Origin of the sequence: Paenibacillus sp. 2003 (assembly GCF_031455635.1) — a bacterium.
In the GTDB taxonomy this organism is placed as follows: Bacteria; Bacillota; Bacilli; order Paenibacillales; family Paenibacillaceae; genus Paenibacillus; species Paenibacillus amylolyticus_B.
The window spans coordinates 78875-104016 of record NZ_JAVDTB010000007.1 but is presented as its reverse complement, the minus strand read 5'-3'; the positions used below and the strand labels follow the sequence as shown (position 1 = coordinate 104016).

The window sequence follows — 25142 nt, the reverse complement described above, 5'->3', positions numbered from 1 at the left end:
GCTAACGGTTCACCCGCTTTCGCGTGCCATCGTATTTTTCACTTGTCGAACGTACATGACGAATCAGCGGAAGCGCATCTGGCAAACTTCCCTGTCCCAACCGTACAAGCTCTGATCTATGATCGTCTAACTGCTGTTCCAGCACATCGCCGAGTCTGGCGGCAATCTCTTCACTCTTGAGCGTCTTCCAGTCTTCCATCACAGGCGGACCCGCCTGCATCGATATTTCGGGTAAATCATGCTGGACCATCCCATGGCACAAGGTTACCGGTACGGCGATGGCATTCGGAGAACGACGAAGCAACAAACCGATGCCTCGACGGAACTGAATCGGTCTGGCCTCCTGATGCAGAATTTCTCCTTGTGGAAAAACCCAGACCCTTTTACCCGAATCCAGCAGTTCACCGGTGTACTGTAGAGAGGTCCGAATACCGGACGCACTCTCCTTATTGATCGAATACGCACCCAATTTACGAAAAAAAGCATATTGCTGAAGCTGTTGCTCCTCCATCATCACATAATGATCACCCCGCGATGTCTGCCTGGCCGCATGATAGAGCAGCAGACCATCCCACCAGGAACTGTGGTTCATGAAGTAGATCACCGGACGAGTCGGATCAATCGGGGAGTTGTCCCTGATGTCCACCTGCGGGTCCAGTGACCCTGTGAGCGTGAAGGAGCGGAAGCGCCGACGCAGCAGATAATAATGATTGTATAAGGCAAAAATATGATTAAACGGTTTTGATTTTACGGCGCGAATCATAGAGCCAGCTCCCTTCGGCAAGAAGCACACCAGCAATGGCGATGATAAAGCTGCCCGTAATTCCTTCCTTTAGGGCAAGCAGGCCGAACAGAAGAATAAACAGCTGATACAGCCATTTTGCACGCAGCAAAGAGCTACGGTCATTAGGCATGGCCGGAAGGAAGAGAGAGAGGAATGCACCCATGATAAACCAGCTTATGTAATTGGTCCACGGAACACCGTAGAATCCACCTGGAGCTTGCCACTCCCAGAATCCTCTTGCATGCGCAACAGGGTCGAGTACCAGATCAAGAACAATCGCCCAGAACCCGGTCTTCACTGCTCGAAGCAATTTGCCAGGCCAGGTTGAACCCCCGCCACTTAACAGCGCCGAGTTACCAACCACTGCGATCCAGGCAAACCCCAGCGTAACTGGCACACTGAACAGATGAATCCCGAAGAAATCTGAGTAAGCATACTCACCAAAGGGCCAATGCGTATGCACTCCTACCCACTCTACCCCCATACCTCCAAGCCAGATGATCACAGAGGATATCCAAAGTCCGGGTTTCAGCCAGATGACTGACTGGTCGGACAGGCCTGTCCGATTACGCCCTTGATAGATTAGATCCAGCACATACAATGCGTAGAAGATTAGAAATAAACCATTTGAAAAAGACAATACGTCAGGCACACCGATCGTTAACATCAAGGTTGCTCCAATGACATACCACGCCCAGTAAAGCCACTGGATCATCAGGATACCGCCGTTCGGGAGGCATGATAGGCCAGCATCGGGTAACGTTTCACAATCGCACCCAGCATCTCCAGTTTCAATTCCTCGCTAACATATGCCCGTTTGGTATATACGTCATAATCGTTGCGTTCAACCGCGTGTAGAATGGTGGAGTAAAAGGCTGCTGCCAGCTCTATGGAAAACGCACTTTCCGTTGGGTACGTATCCAGACGATCCATGCCAATACGGAGCCAGTTCAATGCTGCAGCTTTTAATTCATGAACAATGGCAATAAAACGTTCGTCCACGATTCCGTCTTCAAAGTCCTGCTCGGTGTAACCATGCTTCTCCATGATCTCCAGCGGAACATACCGGCGCACTCTGGCCCGATCTTCACCAACATCCCGAATAATATTAACGATCTGCATCCCTTTACCCAAAGCAATCCCGTTCACGGCTACTTCTGCGCCGTTATCATCCCGCAATACAGGCAACAACATCTCGCCTACGGTCCCGGCCACCAGATAACAATAATGCTCCAGTTCCTGCATCGTTGCATAATGCGTTACTTTAAGATCTGTGAGCTGCCCTTCCATCTGACGGAAAAATGGGCCCTTATCCAGATGAGGAAAACTGCTGAACAACCATCTCAGTGCTGGCCAGATAAAGTGTCCTTCCGCGTCATCCAACTGATCAAACAAATCATGGATCTCGTGAATCGTATATGGCGAATATTCCGGCTCGTCTACACTGTCATCAATCATGCGGCAGAAGGCATAAATGACATATACCGCTTCCCGACGTGGACTTGGCAGCCCTCTAAAGGCCTGATAAAAAGAGGAAGAACCCTTTTGCATCAACTCTTCACACCTGCTCAAAATCGCTTCATTCATGTTCCCATCTCCTTCATGAGTTGATTGACTGCCATACGTGCACTCTGCATTACAATCGGCACTCCGCCACCTGGATGTACTGATGCTCCTGCGGCATATAATCCCTTTATATTAGGGAATGGTTTGGGTTGCGGTCGGTATACACCGGACTGGAACAATACAGGTGCTATACCGAAGCTTCCGCCCCCATAGAGACCGTCTCGCTCTGCGTCAGCGGGTGTACGTACCTTTTTCCACTTGATCGCTGCACGAAGTCCCGGGAATCCACGTTGCTCCGCTTCTTCCAGTACCCGTTCTGCCAATGCTTCACTCTCCTGATCCCAGTCGACACCTTCGGCATCAGGCACGGGAATGAGGAAATACAATACACTCTGTCCGTGAGGCGCTGCAGATTCATCCAATGCGACCGGATTAAATACGTAAAATGAGGACTTTGCCGGAATGCGTCGCTGATTGAACACTTCCTGTAAGCTGCCTTCAAGACTCGGTGGCAGGAAGAACTGGTGCGTCGTTGTATCTTCCCAGGTTTTGTCCACGCCAACGTAGAGCAATACACATCCGGAAGATGGGCGATACGGTTTTCTTTTCCGCGGAGCCTTAGGCAACTGACCAAGCAATCCCGAGAGATGGGGAAAATCACCATTAAAGATAACTGCATCCACATGTTCTGCGCCTGCTGCCGTTTCTATACCTTTACAAATACCATTTTCAATCGTGAGGCCTGTAACTTCCGCATTCAGCACAACACGTCCACCACGTGAGATCAGTTCCTGTTCCAGAATGGCCGGCAAAGCTGCATATCCACCTTTGACCATCCAGATCCCATATTCATGCTCTGCATAGGGGAGCAGGGAGTAGATGCCTGGCGTTCCAAACGGTGATCCACCGATGTATAGACTTTGTAGCGAGTATGCGTCGAGTAATTCCTCGTGCTGAAAATAATCACCTACCGCTTTCCGGACACTTTTGTGTGCACGCAATCTGCCCATGAGTGACATAAGAGAAGGCGTAAAGAAATCCCTTTTGCGCGGAAAAGCCCGTTCCAGAAACGCTGCCCGGCCTGCCGGAAACAACGTGTCCATGTCTTTCATGAATCGTGTGAATCCCCGGCTCTCTCCCGGGAACAAACGTTCAATCTCAGCCGTCTGCTCCTCACGTGACGTCATCTTGGTCATGACACGACCACTGTGATAGTGCACTCTGTATAACGGATCACAGCGAAGTAACTCAATCTTCGAACGATCTACGCCTGCTTCCTCCAGTATGCCAAGTAACATCTCCGGCAGAAGCACGATGGTCGGCCCCTGATCGATCCGGTACTCTCCTTCCTGCTCATATCCAATGCGTCCGCCAACGCGGGAACCCCGTTCATACACGGTGACATCCCATCCCTGACGGTTCAACAACAACGCAGAAGTAAGTCCGCCAATTCCTGCCCCTACAATGGCGGCCCGCTTCATGAATGCCCTCCGGCTTCTGCCGTCTTCACATAAGAGGATGGTTTCAAGCGCGTGCGAGCGTCCTCTTCCTGGATCAGCCTCACGCTGATTCGAGCCGATTCAAAGATCGTGGGCAATCCGCTGCCCGGATGTGTTCCGCCGCCTACCAGCCATACACTTTTCAACTCTTCAAACTGGTTATGGGGACGCAGATACATCATCTGACCCAAATTATGTGCCATATTAAACGTTGCTCCGCGATACACATCCAGTTCATTCTCCCAATCAAGTGGAGTGAACAGCATACATTCTTCAATACGGCTGCGTATGTCTGCCAGCTCAGGAATGCCTTCCATGCGTTTCAGCATGGCCTCTTGCACATTCTCCCGTTCTGCCTCCCAATCAATGTCTGCGGTAAGGTTAGGCGTAGGCATAAGAACATATAAAGCAGATTTCCCTTCCGGTGCCAGCGTCGAATCAAGTCTGGAAGGGTTATGAATATATATAGATGGATCGGCTGATAACATTTTGTGCTTTGTAATCTCATCAACGTTCAACCGGTAGTCCTCGGGAAAATAGATCGAGTGGTGTGGCAGGTCCACTTCACCATCCACTCCCAGATACAGCATCGCTGTAGAGCAGGAGTACTTTTTGCGTTTCATTTTCTCCGGGGTATATTTCTTAAGCACGCCTGGTTCGAAAAGATGATTCACCGCATGTGCGAAGTCGGCGTTCACCACCACATGGTCCGCATCGATGCGTTCACCGTTCTCAAGCAACACACCTTCTGCACGACCATTGCGAACGATGACCTGTTTCACTGGGGTGGAAGTATGTATTCGTCCTCCGTATTCTTCCACGACATCAGCCATGGCTTGGAAGATCCGATTCACGCCGCCAATGGGGTGGAACAATCCGTAGTGATGCTCAATAAACGATAATATGGTAAAGGTACCCGGACAATCCCAGGCAGACATGCCAAGATATTTGGATTGGAATGTAAATGCCCAGCGTAGACGCTCATCTGTAAAATAGCGGGACAAGATTCCATAGACTGTATTGTGGACATCAAGCTTGGGTAGAGCTGTTACCGCATCCTTGCGCAAATAGTCAGTCAGCTTGCCAAAAGGACGACGGAGCAAAGGCATGACTTTGCCAAACTTCACTTCCTCTTCTTGCATGAACCGAAGGTAATTGTCTTCATTGCCCGGAAACAATTCCTTAATCTGTGCAGCTGTATCTTCCCGATTACGAGAAGGCGTGAACACCTTATCACCAAAGTTCAGTGCGTACAGTGGGGTTAGTTCTTTCATATGCACATAATCGGATAATTTACGTCCCACCACGTCGAACATCTCTTCAATCAGCTGGGGCATCATCAAAAATGTAGCACCCCGGTCGAATCGATATTCACCCAGTTCCAATCTGGCAGAACGCCCCCCGATGACTGGCTGTTTCTCATACACATCTACCTCGTACCCCTGACCGGACAATAACATCGCTGCTGCAAGTCCACCCGGACCTGCGCCAATAACAGCTGCACGTTTGCGTTGTTGATTCGGTATCATGCCACTCACCTTTCTATGTAGGGAATTCCTATAGTTCTCTAGCCCCTAACCTATTATTAAACCGCCCAAGAACACTTTAAGCGGTAACTAGCAAAAACATTATACAAATATAATACAAATATTATACGACCTTGTAAACCAAAAAATGACCCACCGGTCAAAATACAAGGATACTCCAATTATAAACGCAAAAAAACATCCCTTGATCACTTCGTCAAAGGATGTCCTGTATTCACTGAGCTATTCATTGAATGATAAGATATGTTTAGTTATTTGCCTGTCCAAACCTCGCACCAGGTGGTCGATTTGCGAGATACTCACGTTCTATCCATGACTGCCAATTCGCTGAATCCTCTGGCATAATCCATTGCGGGTAACGAGCATGTTCTGCACGCTCATAGCCCTTTCCACCAAGTACGAAGCGAATATGCGGAAACTCGTTTTTGATTCGCTCTATAAGCTGATCACACCGTTCAAGAAGCCCCGGACTTGTGATCGAAAGGCAGACCAACTTGATCTTTTGCTCCCGAATAATCGGGAAGACACCTTCCTCTGGCGTGTTCGCACCGAGATATAGTACTTCCGCTCCATTTTTACGCATAAAGAGAGAGAACAGCAGCAATCCAACCTGATGGTGCTCCCCTTCCGGACACAACGCCAGAACTTTGGGCAGATGCGGATAGATCGGGAACAGATGGAAAAACTGATAAAACCGCTGTGAAATCAGCTGTGTCATAAAGTGTTCCTGCGCTACCGAAGCCCTGCCTTGCTCCCATGCATCTCCAACCCGAACCAGAATGGGCACCAACACATGATAGAACATCGAGTCATACCCATACATGGTGAACCCAAAATCAATCAAACCATTGGCACGTTCACCCTGAAAGTTGTAGAGCGAGTCATAGATCTGATCTGCCATGCGTGCGTAGGCTTCTTCCATCGTAGGCACCGGAGCCATGATCGGCGTGGGCACAACCTCGGGCGGATTTAATTTGTTTACTTTCAACATCCTTACCGCTTCCGAAATATTGGTCTGATGTAGCTCAACCTGTTCTTTCAACCAGCGCAGATCCGCAACATTCTCTTCGGTATACATTCGATAACCCGATTCCGTCCGCTCAGGGGTGACCGCACTATACCGATTCTCCCAAGCCCGAAGCGTCACCGTCGGGATACCGAGCATGGCAGCGACTTGTTTGATGGAATACACCTTATTACCCACTTTCTTTCCTAAATGTCCAGATTTCAAAGGTTATATCATTGGTTCCCCGTCCTTGTCAGGCATATGAAAACCCTGACATTCTACAAAAATAATACACTCATTATACACAACGCTCAGACACCTGTCGATTGCATAATGCCAATTTTGCCATATGCATTTTACCGCTACATCAGTTATTCTACCGGGTTTTCCTGCGTCAACATTATCAACCGTGTGGTAATAGAAGTCAGCAAGTACAGAAGGGGGAGTCCACCGTTGGTCTCATTACGCCGCCATACATCAGACCGCAAGTCTTCACGCGGCAAATTTCCATACATACGAACAGGACTTGTCCTATTGGTCCTATGGCTCATCGCCGTCATGCTCTATCAGACCTACAAACCATTACCACCGGGTATTTCCTACGAAAGTCCGGAGTATCGTGTGGATCAAGTCGATTTCCTGCATGACCTCACTTATCCTTCCTCCGACGGACAGATGGAGCACGAACAGCAGATTTTCCAGCGCATGATGCAAATTGTGGAGGAAGCAGAGCAGTTTGTCCTGGTGGATATGTTCCTGTTCAATAATTATCAGCACAAGGGACAGAATTTTCCTCCCGTGAGTACTGAATTCACCGAAGCGCTGGTCGCCAAAAAAAATCAGCATCCTGATATGGACATCTGGTTTATTACAGATGAAGTAAATACCAACTATAACTCAGCACCCAATCCGTTGCTGGAACAAATGAAACAAGCAGGCATTCATGTGGTCATCACGGATGTGGACCCTTTGCGTGATTCAACTCCGGTATACTCTGCGGTCTGGCGGACCATCTTCCAATGGTTCGGCCAATCCGGAGATGGCTGGATCAAAAACCTGATGGCCACGGATGGTCCGGATGTAACGGTCCGTTCCTATCTCAAGCTGCTCAATGTGAAAGCAAATCATCGCAAAGTTGTTGTTAGTGAGAAGACGGCGATTGTCTCTTCTGGCAATATTCATGATGCGAGTGCCTACCACTCGAACATTGCATTTGAAGTAACAGGTCCAATCATTGGCGATATTCTTCAGTCAGAGCAAGCTATTCTCGACATCTCAGGCGGAGGCCAGGTTCCTGCCTACACAGCTCCTTCCACGGATTCGAACACGGGAGATTTGCGAATACGCTATTTAACTGAAGGCAAAGTGAATGACGCTGCACTCCATGAGATCAATCAGGCTGGCAAAGGTGACACCTTATGGATGGGCATGTTCTATGTGGCCTCTCCTAAAGTATTGGAAGCCCTGCTGGAAGCCGCAAAACGAGGAACCGAGATCCGGCTTGTACTTGATCCAAATGAAAATGCCTTTGGTCAGGAAAAGATTGGTATTCCGAACCGTCCTGTCGCTGCTGAATTGCATGATAAATCCGACGGTAAAATTCAGATCCGCTGGTATAACACCACCAAGGAGCAATACCACACCAAGATGATCTATATTGCCAAAGCAACCGGTGATCATATTGTCCTCGGGGGTTCAACCAACTTCACACCTCGAAACCTGAATGACTACAATCTGGAGAATGATCTATGGGTTGCTGCTCCTCCAGACAATAAGTTCACGCTTGATATCGCGAATTATTTCGAGCGTATTTGGAATAATAATGATGCCGAATTCACGTTAGACCTGGATGAGTTCCAGGAGAAGACTACGTTTTTGAAAGGTATCCTATATAAGCTGCAACTGATTCTGGGTTTTACAACCTTTTGATCAAAAACCACATTCATACCTGTTATGTCCGTCTGTACTCTACTGTGCAGACGGACATTTTCATCTTGACAGGCGATGTGAAGTGTGAAAATATAATTACCTAACGACCGTTAGGAAGGTGATTGAATGACTGCACAATCCATTCGGGATGCAGCCCTGTTCCATTTTGCCAGAGATGGCTATGAGGGAGCTTCTCTGAGAGCTATTGCTGATGAAGTCGGGATTAAAAAACCGTCCATATATGCGCATTTTAGCTGCAAGGATGACTTGTTTTTACACACACTTGCCTTTGCTTTTCACGAGGTAAAACGGCACACACTGGAATATTTCCGCGATCATGCGGATTTGCCATTGGAGCAGAGGCTGAAAGGCTTGCTGATCTGGTTCGAACAAGAATACAACGCCCATGCTTCGGCTCGTTTGATGCTGCGTAATTGTTTTTACCCACCCCTTTCTCTGTATGGCGAAGTGATGGATCAGGTGTATCCGTTTATCGATGGCATGGAACGCGCACTGACTCGTCTGCTGCAAAGGGCAATGCGTAATGGAGATATACCGCCCCTTCCCGCTGAACAAGCCGCCATTGCATTTATGACGTTCCTCGACGGTATTACCGTGGAGATTATCTATGGAAGTTCCCGTCGGTACAAGAGACGGTTGGAAGCATCCTGGCCTGTCTTTTGGCATGGCATTCATCATTTGAACGAAGAGGCACAAAGCGTTGTGCCGGAAGGAGATTTAACAACATGAACCGCAACTGGTTATATGTATTTATCGGTGGAATTATTGAGATTGTCTGGGTAAGCGGGCTGAAACATGCCTCGAATGCCTGGGAGTGGACTTTGACGGGGATTGCCATCGTGATCAGTTTTGGACTGATCATTGCCGCTTCCAAAAGGCTGCCTGTGGGTACGGTGTATGCCGTCTTTACGGGAATTGGTACGGCGGGCACCGTCCTTACGGAGATGGTACTGTTCGGTGAGCCGTTCCGCTTGGCCAAAGTATTGCTCATCGGGCTGCTGCTCTGCGGCGTAATCGGACTGAAGCTGGTTACGGATCAGCAAGAAGCCAAAGGAGGTGCAGTATAATGGCTTGGATGGCAATTGTAGGTGCAGGGATATGTGAAATTTTCGGCGTAATCGGTATTAATGGTGCTTCCACCAAGAAAGGATGGCCATACATTGTACTTATGCTGGTGTCGTTTGTGTTCAGCTTCTCGTTGTTGTCCTACGCCATGACGTCCATTCCCATGGGCACAGCGTATGCCGTGTGGACGGGGATCGGGACGGTCGGCAGTACGTTAACAGGCATGTTCCTGTTCGGTGAACGGAAAGAAGCGAAGCGTATCCTGTTTATCGCGATGATTTTGGTTGCAGCCGTTGGTCTGAAACTGATCACATAACGGAACGAAATGAAGTTACACTTTATATCTCTGGTGATAGCATATGCTTCCGAAGAAGCTTTCTTACAGAAAGCTTTAAGGCGAACACTTCGTTTCTTCAAGTCGGTTCTGCAATCTCCGTTATCGTGTAATTCTTAGCTTCCATTATGATATCTATTAAATTCTGTAATATAAAAAAGACGACTTCGATCAGGAAGTCGTCTTTTTTGGGATATGATATAAATAGGGAACCTCTTTATACTCTGCCACGTAAGAAAGGATGTCGTAATCATGAGAAAATTTTTGGCACGCATGGGCTCTTATACAGGGTATACCCTTCTGATCGGCATGGCCATCTTCTATCTCATCGCTCTAGTCGCCATTATTATACTCGCCTTGTACGCCTTCACTGGAGGAGCCTAACTTAAACGTTCTTGATAGCAACACCCAATCGTACATACAGGCTACACTTTGTTACATGTTGTTCTTTTTCCCTTTGATCATCCTCTTTCCTCAATATTAGTTTTCCAATTTACTCCCATTTGAATTCCTTCAACCAGATCGTTTATACTTGGTTTGACCTTAAAGTCAATTCAAGAACTCACAAGTTCCCTGATGAGGTGAATGTATCGTTAATGAACCCTATACATGAAATGAATGAGAAGAAAAAACTCATCATTACTACAGCACTCAAGTTATTCTCATCCAAAGGCAGTGCTGCAACATCCATGCAAGAGATTGCCGAACTATGCGGGATGTCCAAAGGCAGCCTTTATATCATGTTCAAATCCAAAGAGGAATTAGAAGCCAGTACGCTGGAGTACTGCATGTACACGCTTATGGACGAGATGACACAGATTGAGCATGAAACCAGCCTCTCCTCGCGAGAACGCCTGCACAAGCAGATCGAAACACTGCTCATTCATGTAGCCGAATTCAAGGAATTTTTGCGGGTACAGATGCGCAGCATGATGATGGATGATGAGCAACATCGCAAGGAACAATGCAATCCGTTGCAAAGAGACTTGGAGATCCGTACCTTACATTGGTTTAAAGATAAGTTGGAAGAGCAGTATGGACGGGAGATTGAACCTTATACGATTGATCTTATTTTGTTGACACACGGACTGTTCCTCTCCTATGTCAAAATCTGGTTTACAGAGATGCCATCTCTCACTGTTAATAAAATGGCAACAAACTTGCTGCAAATGATGGACTATGCAGCACACGGATTCCTTAAGCAGCGACCTTTGCCTTTGATTCCTTTGGAGGACTGGCCTGCCTGGATTACCGAACCCCATCCGGATTCCACGGTGATGCGGCATCCTATTCATATTATCAAGCAAATGCAGGATATTGCTGCCTCCGAATTGCCTGCTGGGCAACCGAAGAATGATGTACTTGAAACCATTGCCATTCTCAGACAGGAGATGATGGAATTCACGCCGCGGCGTGCCATTATTCTGGGCATGATGCACAATCTGGAGAACGTAACTGCCATTCAACCTTTGCACTCCGAGCTTCAGCATATTCTGGATGCCATGTATAGCCGGTTCATCCAGGCTGACTCGTCACACACATAAACAGGAGAAACAGAGAGGAGAAGAAACCATCGTATGAAAGGTATTATTAATTTTTCACTGAACAACAAGTTTGCGATTTGGATTCTCACGATTATCATCTCTTTCGCAGGTTTGTACAGCGGATTGACGATGAAACAAGAGACAGTCCCGAACATCAACGTACCGTTTCTGAATGTCACTGCCATTGATCCGGGGGCTGCACCGGAGGGAATTGTTGAAGATGTCACGAAGCCGCTGGAAGTAAAACTACGTAATGTAGATGGCGTGAAGACAGTTACCTCCACTTCCATGGAAAATGCAGCATCTATTACACTCGAATTTGATTATGGAACAGATCTGACCAACGCAACGGCAACCGTTCGTGAGGCACTGAATGAAGTTCAATTGCCTGACAGCGTGCAGAAGCCGACCATTTCCAAGTTCAGCATTAACTCTTTCCCGGTTGTATCGCTGAGCCTGTCTGACAAGGACGGCGGTGACCTGGAACAATTGACACGACTGGTTGAATCAGATATTCAGCCTGCACTCGAAGATATTGACGGTGTAGCTCAGGTTCAGGTTTCCGGTCAATATGTGAAAGAAGTTCAATTGAAGTTTGACCAAGCTAAAATGGCCGAGCTGGGCCTAACTGAAGATACGGTAAACGGCATCGTTCAAGGTTCATCCATTCGTGTGCCCCTTGGACTGTTTGAACTGGATAAATCCCAGAAAGCCGTTGTCGTAGATGGCAACATCATCGACATCGATGATCTAAAAAACCTTGCCATTCCAGTCGTACCTGGCGGTGCTGGGGCTTCCACAGGCAATGGTGCAAGCGCAGCCCCACAAGGCACTGGAGCACCAACTGGTGAAGCTAGCCAAGGTACCGCTCCTGGCTCTGCACAAGGAACGGACCCGGCTGCAGGGCAAGCTGCTGGCGGTAATGCTAGTGTAGGTAGCCCATCAGGCGCTGCCAACGCGCCTGGCATTCCAACTGTAAAACTAAGTGAAATAGCCAAGATCGACGTCATCGGTCAAGCGGAATCCATTTCCCGGACAGACGGCAAGGAATCCATCGGTATTTCCGTTGTAAAATCCAATGACGCCAACACAGTTGATGTCGTGAATGCAGTCAAAGACAAAGCTGAAGAGTTGCAGAAGCAGTTCAAAAACGCTGATCTGACTGTACTGCTTGACCAAGGTAAACCGATCCAGGACTCGGTGAACACGATGCTGGGCAAAGCCATTTTTGGTGCTTTGTTTGCTATCCTGATCATCCTGCTTTTCCTGCGTAATATTCGTTCAACCATTATCTCCATAATCTCGATCCCGCTCTCCTTGCTCATGGCATTGACTGCGCTCAATATAATGGATATTACCTTGAACATGATGACACTGGGTGCCATGACGGTTGCCATCGGACGGGTTGTCGATGACTCCATCGTTGTTATCGAGAACATCTACCGCAGATTAACACTTAAAGGCGAGAAACTGAAAGGCCGTGAACTGGTTCGCGAAGCAACGCGCGAGATGTTTGTGCCAATCCTTTCTTCCACGATCGTAACGATTGCAGTATTCCTGCCACTGGCACTGGTAAGCGGTATGGTGGGCGAGCTGTTCCTGCCATTTGCATTGACCATGGTATTTGCCTTGCTGGCATCCCTGATCGTTGCCATTACCATCGTGCCGATGCTTGCACATTCCCTGTTCCGTAAAGGACTCAAGAACAAGCAGAATCACGAAGAAAAACCAGGCAAGATGGCGGAAGTTTACAAACGCCTGCTGAACTGGACACTATCACACAAACTCATCACGGTCAGTATTGCAGTGATCCTGCTGGTCGGCAGTTTGTTCCTGTACCCGTTCATCGGTGCAAGCTTCTTGCCGGAACAACAGGATAAATATGTGACCATTACGTACAGTCCACAAACAGGAGCTTTGCGTGAAGATGTAGAAAAAGAAGCACTTGTTGCCGAGAAGTGGTTGCTGAAACAACCGGGTCTGGAGAAAATGCAATATTCCATCGGCGGAAGCAATCCACTGAGCAGTATGGGTGGCGGTAGCTCCAACTCGGCTCTCTTCTATATTGAATATAACGAAGATACAAAAGACTTTACAAAAGTGAAGGAACAACTAGTAGAAGGTCTGAAAAAAGAAGTTACCGTAGGAACCTGGAATGAGCTCGACATGTCCGGCGGTCTGGGTGGTAGTGGCCTGAGCCTATCCATCTATGGCGATAATGTAGAGCAACTCAAACCTGTATCGGACGAAATTCTGAAACTGGTTGAAGCGGATACGGATAATTTTGAAAAAGCAGACACCACACTCGCTGATACCTACGGGCAGTATACGCTCGTGGCAGATCAGGAGAAATTGAGTTCCCTAGGCCTGACTGCAGGCCAACTGGCTATGACGTTGAGCCCGGTACGGGAACGTCCTGTGCTTACGGAAGTCGATATTGATAACAAAACGTACAAAGTATATGTAGAGACAGACAACAAATCATTCAGCAGCATTAAAGAGATTGAGGATGAAACCGTCACTTCACCGCTTGGCATCGAAGTACCGATTAAAGATGTTGCCAAAGTGGAAGAAGGCACATCCCCGAACTCCATCATGCAAATTGACGGTAAGGTGGTTGTACAAGTTACAGCCAACATCCTGGCTTCGGATGTAACGAAAGCTTCAAATAACTTACAGGCTGAGATCGACAAGTTGGATCTGCCTGATGGCGTTGAAGTGAAGTTCGGCGGTACAACCGAACAGATTAATGATACCTTTACTCAGCTTGGTCTCGCCATGCTGGCAGCCATCGCCATTGTATACTTCGTGCTTGTTGTAACATTCGGCGGCGGTTTGGCACCATTCGCCATCCTGTTCTCCCTGCCATTTACGGTGATTGGTATTATGGTAGGTCTGTTCATCGCTGGTGGTACACTTGACGTCTCCGCCATGATGGGTGGATTGATGCTCATCGGGATCGTGGTCACCAACGCCATCGTGTTGATTGACCGTGTTATTCACAAGGAAAAAGAGGGTATGCCTACCCGTGAAGCCTTGCTGGAAGCCGGTGCAACTCGTCTGCGTCCAATTCTGATGACCGCTCTCGCAACCATCGGTGCCCTGTTGCCACTGGTTACGGGTCTCGAAGAGAGTGCGGGTATCATCTCCAAAGGATTGGGAATTACCGTAATCGGCGGTCTGATCAGTTCCACGCTGCTCACGCTGGTTATCGTACCGATTGTGTATGAGTTCCTGATGAAATTCAAAAAGAAAAGAATCGAAGATTAAGAAGTAGAGAGTCGTTCTCATGTAACGGTTCGAGTCGAACTTAAATACAGACTATAATATTTAGCTTCTCGCCCCTTAGCGCATATTGGAATGGTTATAAATTCCGATATAAAGCTAAGGGGCTTTTTTATGTAAATTCACACGAGACATTGACTGACATAGAAATGCTTCATTTTAATCAACATCACAAAAAATACAGACCCATTTGTCATTTGAAACAAATGAACGTTAGATTTCAGCCCATCGGCTGTAAATAGAATTATAATATGGATTAATTATGTAAGTTGACGGATTCCAGACTCCAGATAGATCACATGTTATTGGGGAAGGACGGTGGTTGTGTGGGGGAGACAACGCTTCATATTCAAGTCAGAGACATGTTAAAACGTCCCGTGTTTCGCAAGGCGGAAGTTCTGGCAAGTGATCGTGCGCTGGAGCGGTATGTTCGCTGGGTTCATATCATGGAAGTCCCTGAGGTAGGGGACTTACTCAATGGCGGGGAATTGGTGCTGACGACAGGCATTGGCTGGCAGGAAGGTGAGCAGCAAGGCCTGTCTTTTTTGCGTCAGTTAATTGCACGTGGGGCTGCCGGACTCTGTATGGAACTGGGGGATCATACCAAGTCGCAGCTCAGTGCCATGAAGGAAATAGCAGTTGCCGCGGATTTCCCGCTGATCTGGTTCCACGAACAAGTCCGTTATATTGATATTACGCAAGACCTGCATTTCACTCTGATTCGTAGTCATCAGCGGATGATTGCGGAACTCGATAGTCTTACCACCTCCTTTAACCAACTTCTTCTGAATGGAGATGGCGTACAACCTCTGCTTCGATTATTGTCACGAACAACCGGATGTGCCGTCGCACTATATCCACTTGAAGGGGAAGCGAGTAGCGTTCCCTATTGCCCTCCAGAGCAGCTGGAGACTCGTCGGCAGGATTGGTTTTTGCAGCGGGGACATTTGGCGGGAGAGGATATTCCGAAATTAATGCAGCTGTCAGATAACACATTACATGTGTTCAGCATGTCTGTTCGGGCGTTGGACTACACCTTTGCCGATCTTGTACTCATGCACCAAAAACTGCCGGATCACGATTCAAGCATACCCATCAAACCTTCGGATGAATTCGTCATTCAGGCACTGGAACGTTGCGCGGCCGCAATTGCTCAGGACTGGATGCGAACCAAATACATGGAAGAGAAGCGCCGTTACAAAGAAGATATCTGGGTCATTGACTGGCTTAACGGACATCACTCCACGAAGGAAATCCATGAATATGTATCCACCGTTAATCCCCATCTCGCAATGAGCAAAGCTACTATTATTTTATTCGACAGCAACCCCGCATACACAGACAGCCTCAAACTTCAGAAATTATTGATCCAACGCAACATCGTCGCCCGTTCCGTGTTCGCTCGGGAGAACTTCACCCTCTACAGCACCGTTCTGAACCACCAAATCATTCTTATCATTCTGGACCCACTACCTGGATCTCAGCGCAAAAACAGTCTCTGGCGCTGCATCGAACAGCTGCAGCAGCACGAGCAGGAACAGACCCACTGCCTCTTCTCAGGCCTGATCGGTATCGGTCATAGCTGCACGGACCTCTCCCGTATCAAGGATAGTCTGGAATCCGCGAAGGAGACACTTCGAATTCAGAAGGACATCGGCGAGATGCAGCAGCCTTTTTACAGTAACCTTCATTGTTATCGCATCATTGCCAGCATGAAACAGAACGGTAATCTGGGTGAATTCATCGAAGAATATCTGGGACCTCTTATCCGTTACGATGCGGAGAAAGGAGGTCAGCTGCTTCGCACCCTCAAACAATACTTGGTCCTGTGCTGCTCCAAGCAAGAAACGGCCACCGCGCTATATATCGTTAGACAGACGCTATATCACCGTTTGGACAAAATCGAAGCCCTTTTGGGAGAAGACTATATCCTCCCCGAGAAAAGGGTCGCAATCGAACTTGCACTCTATGCCTATGAGTACGTACACGGCCCGATCGCATGAAGAGCTTCAGCATGCTCTACGCTCCCTGTTGCTCCTGAAGCTGACGAATCAGGATGTGACTGAACCACTTCCGTCCAGATGCCGTGCCCACGTATTGCTCTTGTTTCTCTTCGGGAAGATCCGGGTGCCCCCATATGACATGAGCACCCTCCAGATGTTCCCGTACCGCATAGATCCGATAACCCTGTGCAACCATTCGCTCTATGGCGATCCTCTCCGCTTCGAACACATCATGATCCGACATCAGATTCTCCCTCCATTCACTGCCGTCACTGGCTGTTTCATCGGTATGGGTGCGCCTGCATCATACTTGTTGCGCTTCACATATTGGCCCGCTCCTGCCATTCCGGCAAATTGCTGATCTCGAATGACATATTCCCCACGGCACAACACCGTCACCGGACAACCCTGTACCTGCATGCCTTCAAATGCACTGTAATCGACGTTCATATGATGCGTATCTGCCGAGATCACCCTGGTTACAGATGGGTCAAAAATAACGATATCCGCATCTGTCCCTACAGCCAGAGTCCCTTTCTGCGGAAACAATCCAAATAACTTGCTCGCTCTTGTCGAACATAGATCGACCCACTGATTGAGTGTAATCCGCTCCTTGACTACACCTTCCGAATACAGAATGCTGAGGCGATCTTCGATGACGGGCCCGCCGTTCGGAATTTTGCTAAAATCATCCTTGCCCAAGTCCTTCTGCCCTTTGAAATTAAACGAGCAATGATCGGAGCCAATCGTCTGTAGTTGACCACTTTTTAATGCATTCCACAGCACTTCCTGATGTGCTGCTTCCCGCAGCGGTGGTGACCAGACATACTTTGCACCCTCGAAGTCCGGCTGATCCATGATCGACTGATCCAACGTCAAATACTGAGGACAGGTCTCCCCCCAGATCCGATAGCCCATTTCACGCATACGCGCGATCTGCTCCACTGCTTCCGCACAGGTCACGTGCACCACATACAACTGTGAATCCGCAAGTGCAGCCAGACGGGCCGCCCGGCCTGTCGCTTCTCCCTCCAGCATGGATGGACGAGTCAGCGCATGATGAATCGGCTCCGTTCGCCCTTCGGCGAGCGCCTGTCGAACCAGCAGGTCAATGACATCCCCGTTCTCGGCATGAACCATGACGAGTGCGCCGTACTCTTTTGCCTTTTGCAACGTCTGGAAGAGAATCCCGTCATCCGCCTGAAACTGGTTTTTATACGCCATGAACACCTTGAAGGATGATACACCCTCTTCTTCAATGATCTGCGGTAACTCTTCCAGCACCTGATCATTCATCTCTCCAATCATTAGATGGAAACCGTAGTCGATGGAGGCTTTACCCTCGGCTTTGGCATGCCACTCCTGGAGGGATTCGATCAATGGACGGCCTTTTTGTGTCAGGCAGAAATCAATGATCGTCGTTGTACCACCAAAGGCTGCGGCTGTCGTTCCCGTCGCAAAATCATCCGCCGTTACCGTTCCACCGAAGGGCATATCCAGATGCGTATGCGGATCGATCCCGCCCGGAATGACGTAACAGCCCGCTGCATCCACAACCTCCGTTCGTTCGTCTGGCACCAGTCCGATGCCAATCTGTGTGATTTTACCCTTTTCGATCAAAATATCTGCTTCAAAGGTATCTGACGCCGTGACCAACACACCATTACGAATCAATTTGCGGGTACTCATGATATCGCCTCCTTGGTTGACTGATCTCTAACGGATTGCAGCATGGCAATCGCAGACTGACGTTCATTCCAGGTTACAGGTTCCTGCTCAGGTACAAGCTCAACCATCTCAATCGCCCCATCCACCGGGCAAACGATCGAACACAGATTACAGCCAACACAGTCCTCTTCCACCACTTCCAGATAGGAGCCGGACGGGTCGGTCAACATATCAATACACTGATGCGAGGTGTCCTCACAAGCAATATGGCATTTGTTGCAATTGATGCAGATATCGCGGTTGATGCGGGCGACCACTTTGTAGTTCAGATCAAGATTGCCCCAATCCGAGTAACGTGGAACCGTCTGACCGACCAACTCTGCGACACTGCTCAGACCCTTTTCATCCAGATAATCGTTCAGCCCATCAATCATGTCCTCCACAATACGGAATCCATGATGCATCGCTGCGGTACATACCTGAACCCCTGTAGCGCCCATGAGCAGAAACTCTGCAGTATCCCGCCAGTCCGAGATGCCACCAATACCCGAGATCGGCACACCCACCTCCGGATTACGTGCGCACTCGGCAACCATGTTCAGTGCAATTGGCTTCACGGCTGGGCCACAGTATCCGCCATGTGCTCCTTTGCCGCCCACATGGGGCACGGTATTCCACGAATCCAGATCCACACCTGCCAGGGAGTTAATGGTATTGATCAGAGAGATCGCATCCGCGCCGCCTCGTACAGCTGCCCGGGCGGTCGCCGTAATATCCGTGATATTCGGCGTGAGCTTTACGATAACGGGTGTGGTCGCCACTTCCTTCACCCACATCGTCTGTAGTTCAACCAAGTCAGGCTGCTGACCGGAGGCAGCTCCCATGCCACGCTCAGCCATGCCATGCGGGCAGCCAAAATTCAGCTCCAGACCGTCAACGCCAACGGCTTCCACCTTTTTGACAATCTCATGCCACTTCTCCCGTGTGGGTTCCACCATCAGTGAAGCGACAACCGCACGATCCGGGAAGCGCTTCTTGGTCTCGGCAATCTCCCGCAGATTCACTTCCAGCGGGCGATCGGATATCAATTCAATATTGTTAAACCCCGCCACCCGCTGTCCACCGAAATGAACCGCCGCAAAACGCGAGGATGTATTGATGATGGGCTCACCCAGTGTCTTCCACACCGCGCCGCCCCAGCCCGCTTCGAACGCACGCTGAACCTGATACCCCGTATTGGTCGGTGGTGCAGAAGCCAACCAGAATGGATTGGGTGATCGAATACCTGCCAGATTAATGGATAAGTCAGCCATAACGATCCCTCCTTGGTGTTGTTTGAACTTTTTAGTTACACTGGACACTCCGATGACAGAACAACCTTCCGATCGCTGTTATCCCCAGATTTTTTTAATTCCTTTTATAAAGGGAAAATCCGGGGATAAAGGCGAACACTCCGTTTCTTCTGGTTCTTTCTGTCCTCTCCGTTTCGTGTAAATGTTTAGTTCAATTTTTATCGTGGTACTGGATATTGGGTCGTGCTCAGGATTTCTGCGTAGTAATGGTGTTTCTGGATAGTACGCACCTAAATTCTAACGAACCGCACACCTCTTATTCGACTCATATGAGGTAAATGCAAAATCTAACGAATCGTAGAAAGCTTATATTACTGTAGTAGCTCATTTCGGCTTCATTTCAACAGGCGTTCGTCAACATAAGACGTGTGAGATTCGTTAGATTTTTCAATCCTCCATAATTGCCACAATAAGGTGTGTAGGGTTCGTTAGCGCGTTAGGGACACGAGGACTTGATGTACTGCTCACGCCGTCTCTTCCACCTGTCCAGCCAACGCCTTCATGACTGCGGCGGCGGCCAGCTTACCCTGCTGTGCAGCCGAGACAACCATCGCCTCACCCTGGCCCTGACCAAAAATGACATCTCCTGCCGCATAAATCTGAGGATGCGAGGTACGGTACGTATGCGGTTCGATCTCAACGACGCCCCAGTGGTGACGCAGTCCAAATGCTTCGATTAATGGTAATAAACGATGCTGTCCAATCGCCCGGATGACCGTATCACATTCGATCATGAACTCCGATTCTTCCACAGGTACAGGCAATGCACGCCCACCGCCAGGCGGGGTAATTAGCTCCATTTTCACGCATTCTACAGCCTGAACCCGACCGTTCTCGTCTCCAATAATACGCTGCGGCATCGTAAACCAGCGGAACTCCACACCCTCCTGCTTGGCAAACGTATATTCAAACGCATAAGCCGTCATCTGGCTTTCCCCGCGCCGATATAACATCTGCACCCGCTCCGCACCAAGACGTACCGAACAGGTCGCTGCATCTACCGCCGTGTTGCCCGCCCCAATAACGGCGACCTTCAGACCATTCAGCGCGGGTGGAACCCCCTGCTTTGTAGATTCCACCAGCTCAATGGCATCATAGACACCTTCCAGTGTCTCCCCTTCAATGCCCAGCATAGGTACTGAACCCATGCCACAGGCCAGAATGACTGCTTCATGTTGCTCCAGCAACTGCGAAGCAGGGATATCCACACCGATACGCACCCCATAACGGATCTGCACACCAAGTGCCTCAACCTGCTCCACTTCCCATAGCGCAACCGATTCGGGCAAACGGAAGGATACGATGCCGTACGTGTTCAGCCCCCCGCCTTTGGGTTTTGCTTCATAGATCGTCACCTCATAACCTGCACGCGCCAGTTCACGTGCCGCCGATAGTCCTGCTGGCCCTGCTCCCACAACAGCGACGGTTCTCCCATTGGCAGGTGCTGCCTGGAATAACGACTCATTCTTCGCCCGTGCCCAGTCGGTGGCATAACGCTGCAAGTCACCAATCCGAATCGGCTTCGACGATTCGTTCAGGACACATGCGCCTTCACACAGTTCCTCTGTGGGACAGACACGTGCGCAGCTGGCTCCAACCGGATTCGCATCCATGATGGTGCGGGCCGATCCTTTCAGGTGCCCTGTTGATATTTTGCTAATAAAAGAAGGGATATTAATGTCGGTCGGACAGGCCTTGATACAAGGTGCATCGTAACAGTACAGACAGCGGTTTGACTCCTCCATCGCTTCCTTACCTGTCATGGCGGGTTTCATCTCGGCAAAACGACTCTCCCACCCATAATCGGATAACGTTGTTCCTGAGCTGTTCATCAAGGTCATGCACCTCCTGGAGAATGATCTACGCTATCTAAAACAATCTTGCGTGCATTACACGTGCCACCCCGCTGACAGAATCACTTACCGATCACTCGTTGCTGCTTCCTACAGACTAACGAGATGTTCGTACGTTTCCGGTCTGCGATCCCGGTAGAACTGCCATACATTACGCACCTCACGAATCATCTCCGTATCCATCTCGCCAATAACGACCTCATCCTGATCCCGACTGCCGATCGCTACCATTCTGCCTCGCGGGTCGACCAAGTACGACTGTCCATAAAATTCACCCATATTCCATGGCGCTTCCACGCCAACCCGGTTGATGGCTGCAACATAATAGCCGTTAGCTACCGCGTGAGCAGGCTGTTCCAGTTTCCACAGATATTCCGATGTACCCGCAACCGTAGCAGACGGATTGAACACAATCTCTGCCCCTGCCAGCCCGAGCAATCGTGCACCTTCCGGAAAATGACGATCATAACAGATGTACACACCCACTCTGGCGTAGGCCGTATCAAATACTGGAAACCCAAGGTTGCCTGGTTTGAAATAATACTTTTCCCAGAACCCATTTGTACCCTCACCTGCTTCCACATGCGGGATATGATGTTTGCGATATTTGCCCAGATATGAACCATCTGCATCAATGACAGCTGCCGTATTGTAATACGAAGCAATGCCCTCCACCTCGTACACAGGTAAAATAATCACCACCGCAAGCTCCTTCGCCAGTTCCTGAAAACGTCTGGTCGTTGGCCCTTCCGGCACCGGTTCAGCGGATGCATACCATTTTGGATTCTGCTCTGTGCAAAAGTACGGTCCATAGAATACTTCCTGCAATCCGATGATCTTGGCCCCTCGTGCAGCAGCTTCACGGACCAGCGCAATGTGCTTCTGAACCGCAGCTTCTTTGTGCACCTCAACGGGAGCCGAACCTTCAATCTCATGAGAAGCCTGGATTAATCCGATGCTGATTTTGCTCATATCGTCACAACGCCTCCTCGGGTAAAATGGTTGGTTGTTTCATTCCACTGCACATCCTCCGAATGGTGCGATACAACACTTCCGTGCCAAGTCCAATATCCTCCGGGGAGGAATATTCGCTGGGATGATGACTGATGCCGTCCTTGCTGCGGACAAAAATCATGCCATAATCACACACAAGCGAAAGGGCCAACGCATCATGGAACGGACCACTCATCAGCTCTGGCAAAGTAATCCCGATCTCTTCCGCGGATGAACGAATAACCGACATGATTGGCTCTGCACAATACCGCGGCTCACTATTCGTATCCTCTGTCAGCGAATAAGTTAGACCATATCGGAAACTCACGTCATCCAAAATGTTCATCAATCGGGCTTCAAGCCGGTTCCTGCGTTCCATCTCCATGTCTCGTAAATCCACCGTGAAGCTGACTTCCTCCGGGATGATATTACGCGAGTCCGGAAACACCCTCAGACTACCCACCGTACCTACGGTTGGAGCTTCCGGGTCTTCTCTCACCATATCGTCAAAAGCGGAAATAACTCTGGCGCTGCCTGCCAAAGCATCATGCCGCATGCCCATCGGAACGGAGCCGGCATGACCCGCCATACCTTTCATCGTAACCGTAAGCCACAGCGGACCCGAGATGCCGGTCACCAGACCTATCGGAGCATTCAGCGATTCCAGCACTGGCCCCTGCTCAATGTGCAGCTCCAGATAACTGCCTATGGAACCTGGTGGGTAGATCGCTTCTGCAAAATCCGAAGGAGAACAGCCGAAGGCTTCCAACGCCTCCCGGCGAGACACTCCGTTTTTATCCTGCCGCTCCAGTTCGCCTTCTTCCAACTGACCGGTTATACCACGCGAGCCGAACAGGCCTTTGTTAAAACGGGAACCTTCTTCATCGCAAAAGGCAATCACCTCAATCGGCATACGGGGCTGAATGCCATTTTCGATCAGGCATTGCACGGCTTCGAGTGCACCGAGCACACCAATCGCTCCATCATATCGACCGCCGTAAGGCTGAGAGTCGATGTGGGAACCAATCATGAGAATCGGCAGCGCCTGATCCGCACCTTCCAGACGACCAATCAGATTGCCGAAGGGATCAAGTCGCGTCGTCAAACCGGCATTTTCCATCCAGAGACGAACCTGTATGATGCCATCCATATCCTCCGGGGTCAGGGCAAGTCGGCAGACACCCGTCTCCGCGATTCGGCCAATCTGTGACAACTGCTCAATTCGCTCATTCAGCCGAAGCTGATTAATGACTTTGCCTGTTGTGGTCTGCATCCTACCTCGCCTCCTTGTGTTATCCATCTATGGCAACTAACCTGCGTCCAGACTACGCAGCGCAACGAGCAAACTTCCAGCGATCAGATCCAGCTCTTCCTCGGTGGTAACAAACGGCGGAGAGATCGTCAAAATGTTTGCAAACCCCGGCACGGTATCGCCGTTCTTGCCAATCAGAATGCCATCCCTTTTACAACTGGCGAGTACCTTCATTACTTTGTCCGCCTCCGCAGGTGAACCGTCTGCTTCAATCAATTCAATGCCACAGGCGAATCCGAATGAACGGATATCCCCCACAATGGATAGCTCCAGCAGTGGCTCCAGCTTCTCACGAAGCAGGTATCCCAGTTCTTCCGCCCGGCTGACCAGATTCTCTCGTTCCAGAACCTCCAGATTCGCCAGTGCCACCCGGCAGGATACCGGATTCCCGCCAAAGGTATTTACATGGCGAAAATGGGCATCCGGTCCGGGTTCCCGGAACGTCTCATACAGATCGGCTCGCACCGCCGTTGCCGATAGCGGCGAATAGGCACTGGTCATGCCTTTTGCCATCGTCACAATATCTGGTTGTACACCATAGTTCTGATGACCAAACTTCTGCCCGGAGCGGCCAAAACCGCAGATTACCTCATCTACAATGAGCAGCACGCCATAACGCTGACAGATCTCTTGCACAGTGCGCATATAATCCGGTGGGGGTACAATCATGCCGCCCCCTGTGATTACCGGCTCCATAATTACTGCCGCAACCGTCTCTGGACCTTCCCAACGAATCACCTCTTCATAGATGGTTGCACATTCGAGTCCGCATCCATCCTTGTTTCGTCCAAACGGACATCGGTAACAATATGGTGGTGGAACATGAGAGAAACCTACGCCGAGCGGCTCGTATTTGATCTTGCGGGCGGCTTGCCCGGTGGCGCCCAGTGCGCCCATGGAGTTGCCGTGATACGCACGGTGACGGGAGATGAATTTGTGCCGAGTAGGCTCACCATTCTGATGGTGGTACTGACGGGCTATTTTGAAAGCCACCTCATTTGCATCTGAACCTGAGTTGGAGAAGAATATTCGATACTCCCCTTCCAGCCATTCATTCAGCTTCTCCGCCAGCAAAATCGCCGGTTCGTGACTCTGCGTCATCGGTACATAAGCGAGTGCTTTCATCTGTTCGTAGGCACTTCTCGCAATCTCCTCACGGCCATGCCCCACATTCACGCACCACAGTCCCGACATCGCATCCAGATAACGCGTACCATCCTGATCGGTGATCCAACTGCCCTCCCCACTTACCGCAATCATCGGATGATCGTTATGAGGAGAGATGTGATGCCATACGTATTTGCGATCCTTCTCCAGCCATTCTTCCTTCGTACCGCCAAGCGGCTGAGGTTGCTGATCCACAGAACTCATTCGTCATCCT

At 49.6% G+C, this 25142-nt stretch carries 21 protein-coding genes; 8 read left to right on the top strand and 13 right to left on the bottom strand.

Annotated features, from left to right (window positions below; all coding sequences use genetic code 11):
• Position 1: 1 nt before the first annotated feature.
• The 6 genes from J2X75_RS23480 to J2X75_RS23455 form a co-directional block, all read right to left on the bottom strand.
• Positions 2 to 763, bottom strand: a complete 762-nt coding sequence (locus J2X75_RS23480; RefSeq protein ID WP_310340641.1) for a lysophospholipid acyltransferase family protein — start codon at positions 761 to 763, stop codon at positions 2 to 4.
• Entirely contained in the window at positions 732 to 1499 is a 768-nt protein-coding gene (locus J2X75_RS23475) for a carotenoid biosynthesis protein (protein WP_310340638.1), read from the bottom strand. Before J2X75_RS23475 ends, J2X75_RS23480 begins: the two co-directional genes overlap by 32 nt.
• A complete protein-coding gene (locus tag J2X75_RS23470; RefSeq protein ID WP_310340636.1) occupies positions 1499 to 2371 on the bottom strand; it encodes a phytoene/squalene synthase family protein in 873 nt (290 codons plus the stop codon). Before J2X75_RS23470 ends, J2X75_RS23475 begins: the two co-directional genes overlap by 1 nt.
• Positions 2368 to 3831, bottom strand: a complete 1464-nt coding sequence (locus J2X75_RS23465; protein WP_310340634.1) for a phytoene desaturase family protein — start codon at positions 3829 to 3831, stop codon at positions 2368 to 2370. The genes J2X75_RS23470 and J2X75_RS23465 overlap by 4 nt, the downstream gene beginning before the upstream one ends.
• Complete coding sequence (locus tag J2X75_RS23460; RefSeq protein ID WP_310340631.1) at positions 3828 to 5378, bottom strand: phytoene desaturase family protein; 1551 nt, start codon at positions 5376 to 5378, stop codon at positions 3828 to 3830. Before J2X75_RS23460 ends, J2X75_RS23465 begins: the two co-directional genes overlap by 4 nt.
• A 265-nt stretch (positions 5379 to 5643) precedes the next feature.
• Positions 5644 to 6588 carry a MerR family transcriptional regulator gene (locus J2X75_RS23455; protein WP_310340628.1) on the bottom strand — a complete coding sequence of 315 codons (945 nt, stop codon included), beginning with the start codon at positions 6586 to 6588 and terminating at the stop codon, positions 5644 to 5646.
• A gap of 267 nt (positions 6589 to 6855) precedes the next feature.
• On the opposite strand from J2X75_RS23455, the gene J2X75_RS23450 reads away from it, so the two are divergent.
• From J2X75_RS23450 to J2X75_RS23415, 8 genes are all read left to right on the top strand, one after another.
• Positions 6856 to 8331 (top strand): phospholipase D family protein, encoded by a 1476-nt coding sequence (locus tag J2X75_RS23450; protein WP_310340625.1) that lies wholly within the window; start codon positions 6856 to 6858, stop codon positions 8329 to 8331.
• 126 nt (positions 8332 to 8457) lie between these two features.
• Positions 8458 to 9081: a TetR/AcrR family transcriptional regulator gene (locus J2X75_RS23445; protein WP_307541700.1), complete on the top strand. Its 624-nt coding sequence runs from the start codon at positions 8458 to 8460 to the stop codon at positions 9079 to 9081.
• Positions 9078 to 9419: a DMT family transporter gene (locus tag J2X75_RS23440; RefSeq protein ID WP_017691902.1), complete on the top strand. Its 342-nt coding sequence runs from the start codon at positions 9078 to 9080 to the stop codon at positions 9417 to 9419. The genes J2X75_RS23445 and J2X75_RS23440 overlap by 4 nt, the downstream gene beginning before the upstream one ends.
• Complete coding sequence (locus J2X75_RS23435; RefSeq protein WP_017691901.1) at positions 9419 to 9733, top strand: DMT family transporter; 315 nt, start codon at positions 9419 to 9421, stop codon at positions 9731 to 9733. Before J2X75_RS23440 ends, J2X75_RS23435 begins: the two co-directional genes overlap by 1 nt.
• 270 nt (positions 9734 to 10003) lie before the next feature.
• Positions 10004 to 10135 carry a hypothetical protein gene (locus tag J2X75_RS23430; RefSeq protein WP_310340620.1) on the top strand — a complete coding sequence of 44 codons (132 nt, stop codon included), beginning with the start codon at positions 10004 to 10006 and terminating at the stop codon, positions 10133 to 10135.
• Positions 10136 to 10347: 212 nt separating this feature from the next.
• Positions 10348 to 11295: a TetR/AcrR family transcriptional regulator gene (locus J2X75_RS23425; RefSeq protein WP_310340618.1), complete on the top strand. Its 948-nt coding sequence runs from the start codon at positions 10348 to 10350 to the stop codon at positions 11293 to 11295.
• A 33-nt stretch (positions 11296 to 11328) separates the two neighbouring features.
• Positions 11329 to 14565, top strand: coding sequence for an efflux RND transporter permease subunit (locus J2X75_RS23420; protein ID WP_310340616.1), 3237 nt, complete (start codon positions 11329 to 11331; stop codon positions 14563 to 14565).
• Positions 14566 to 14906: 341 nt separating this feature from the next.
• A complete protein-coding gene (locus J2X75_RS23415) occupies positions 14907 to 16583 on the top strand; it encodes a PucR family transcriptional regulator (RefSeq protein WP_310340613.1) in 1677 nt (558 codons plus the stop codon).
• Between the two features lie 16 nt (positions 16584 to 16599).
• Here J2X75_RS23415 and J2X75_RS23410 read toward each other — a convergent pair whose 3' ends face one another.
• From J2X75_RS23410 to J2X75_RS23380, 7 genes are all read right to left on the bottom strand, one after another.
• Entirely contained in the window at positions 16600 to 16827 is a 228-nt protein-coding gene (locus tag J2X75_RS23410; protein WP_310340609.1) for a hypothetical protein, read from the bottom strand.
• Entirely contained in the window at positions 16827 to 18272 is a 1446-nt protein-coding gene (gene hydA, locus J2X75_RS23405; protein WP_310340607.1) for a dihydropyrimidinase, read from the bottom strand. Before hydA ends, J2X75_RS23410 begins: the two co-directional genes overlap by 1 nt.
• On the bottom strand, positions 18269 to 19564 hold the full coding sequence (preA, locus tag J2X75_RS23400) for an NAD-dependent dihydropyrimidine dehydrogenase subunit PreA (RefSeq protein ID WP_192134950.1): 1296 nt from the start codon (positions 19562 to 19564) through the stop codon (positions 18269 to 18271). Before preA ends, hydA begins: the two co-directional genes overlap by 4 nt.
• A gap of 503 nt (positions 19565 to 20067) precedes the next feature.
• Positions 20068 to 21435 (bottom strand): NAD(P)-dependent oxidoreductase, encoded by a 1368-nt coding sequence (locus J2X75_RS23395; protein WP_310340952.1) that lies wholly within the window; start codon positions 21433 to 21435, stop codon positions 20068 to 20070.
• 111 nt (positions 21436 to 21546) lie between these two features.
• The gene (locus J2X75_RS23390) at positions 21547 to 22428 is read right to left on the bottom strand and encodes a nitrilase-related carbon-nitrogen hydrolase (RefSeq protein ID WP_307541687.1); all 882 of its coding nucleotides are present in this window, start codon (positions 22426 to 22428) and stop codon (positions 21547 to 21549) included.
• Positions 22429 to 22432: 4 nt separating this feature from the next.
• Positions 22433 to 23722 (bottom strand): M20 family metallo-hydrolase, encoded by a 1290-nt coding sequence (locus tag J2X75_RS23385; RefSeq protein ID WP_310340603.1) that lies wholly within the window; start codon positions 23720 to 23722, stop codon positions 22433 to 22435.
• 36 nt (positions 23723 to 23758) lie between these two features.
• Positions 23759 to 25132 carry an aspartate aminotransferase family protein gene (locus J2X75_RS23380; RefSeq protein WP_310340601.1) on the bottom strand — a complete coding sequence of 458 codons (1374 nt, stop codon included), beginning with the start codon at positions 25130 to 25132 and terminating at the stop codon, positions 23759 to 23761.
• Between the last annotated feature and the right edge of the window lie 10 nt (positions 25133 to 25142).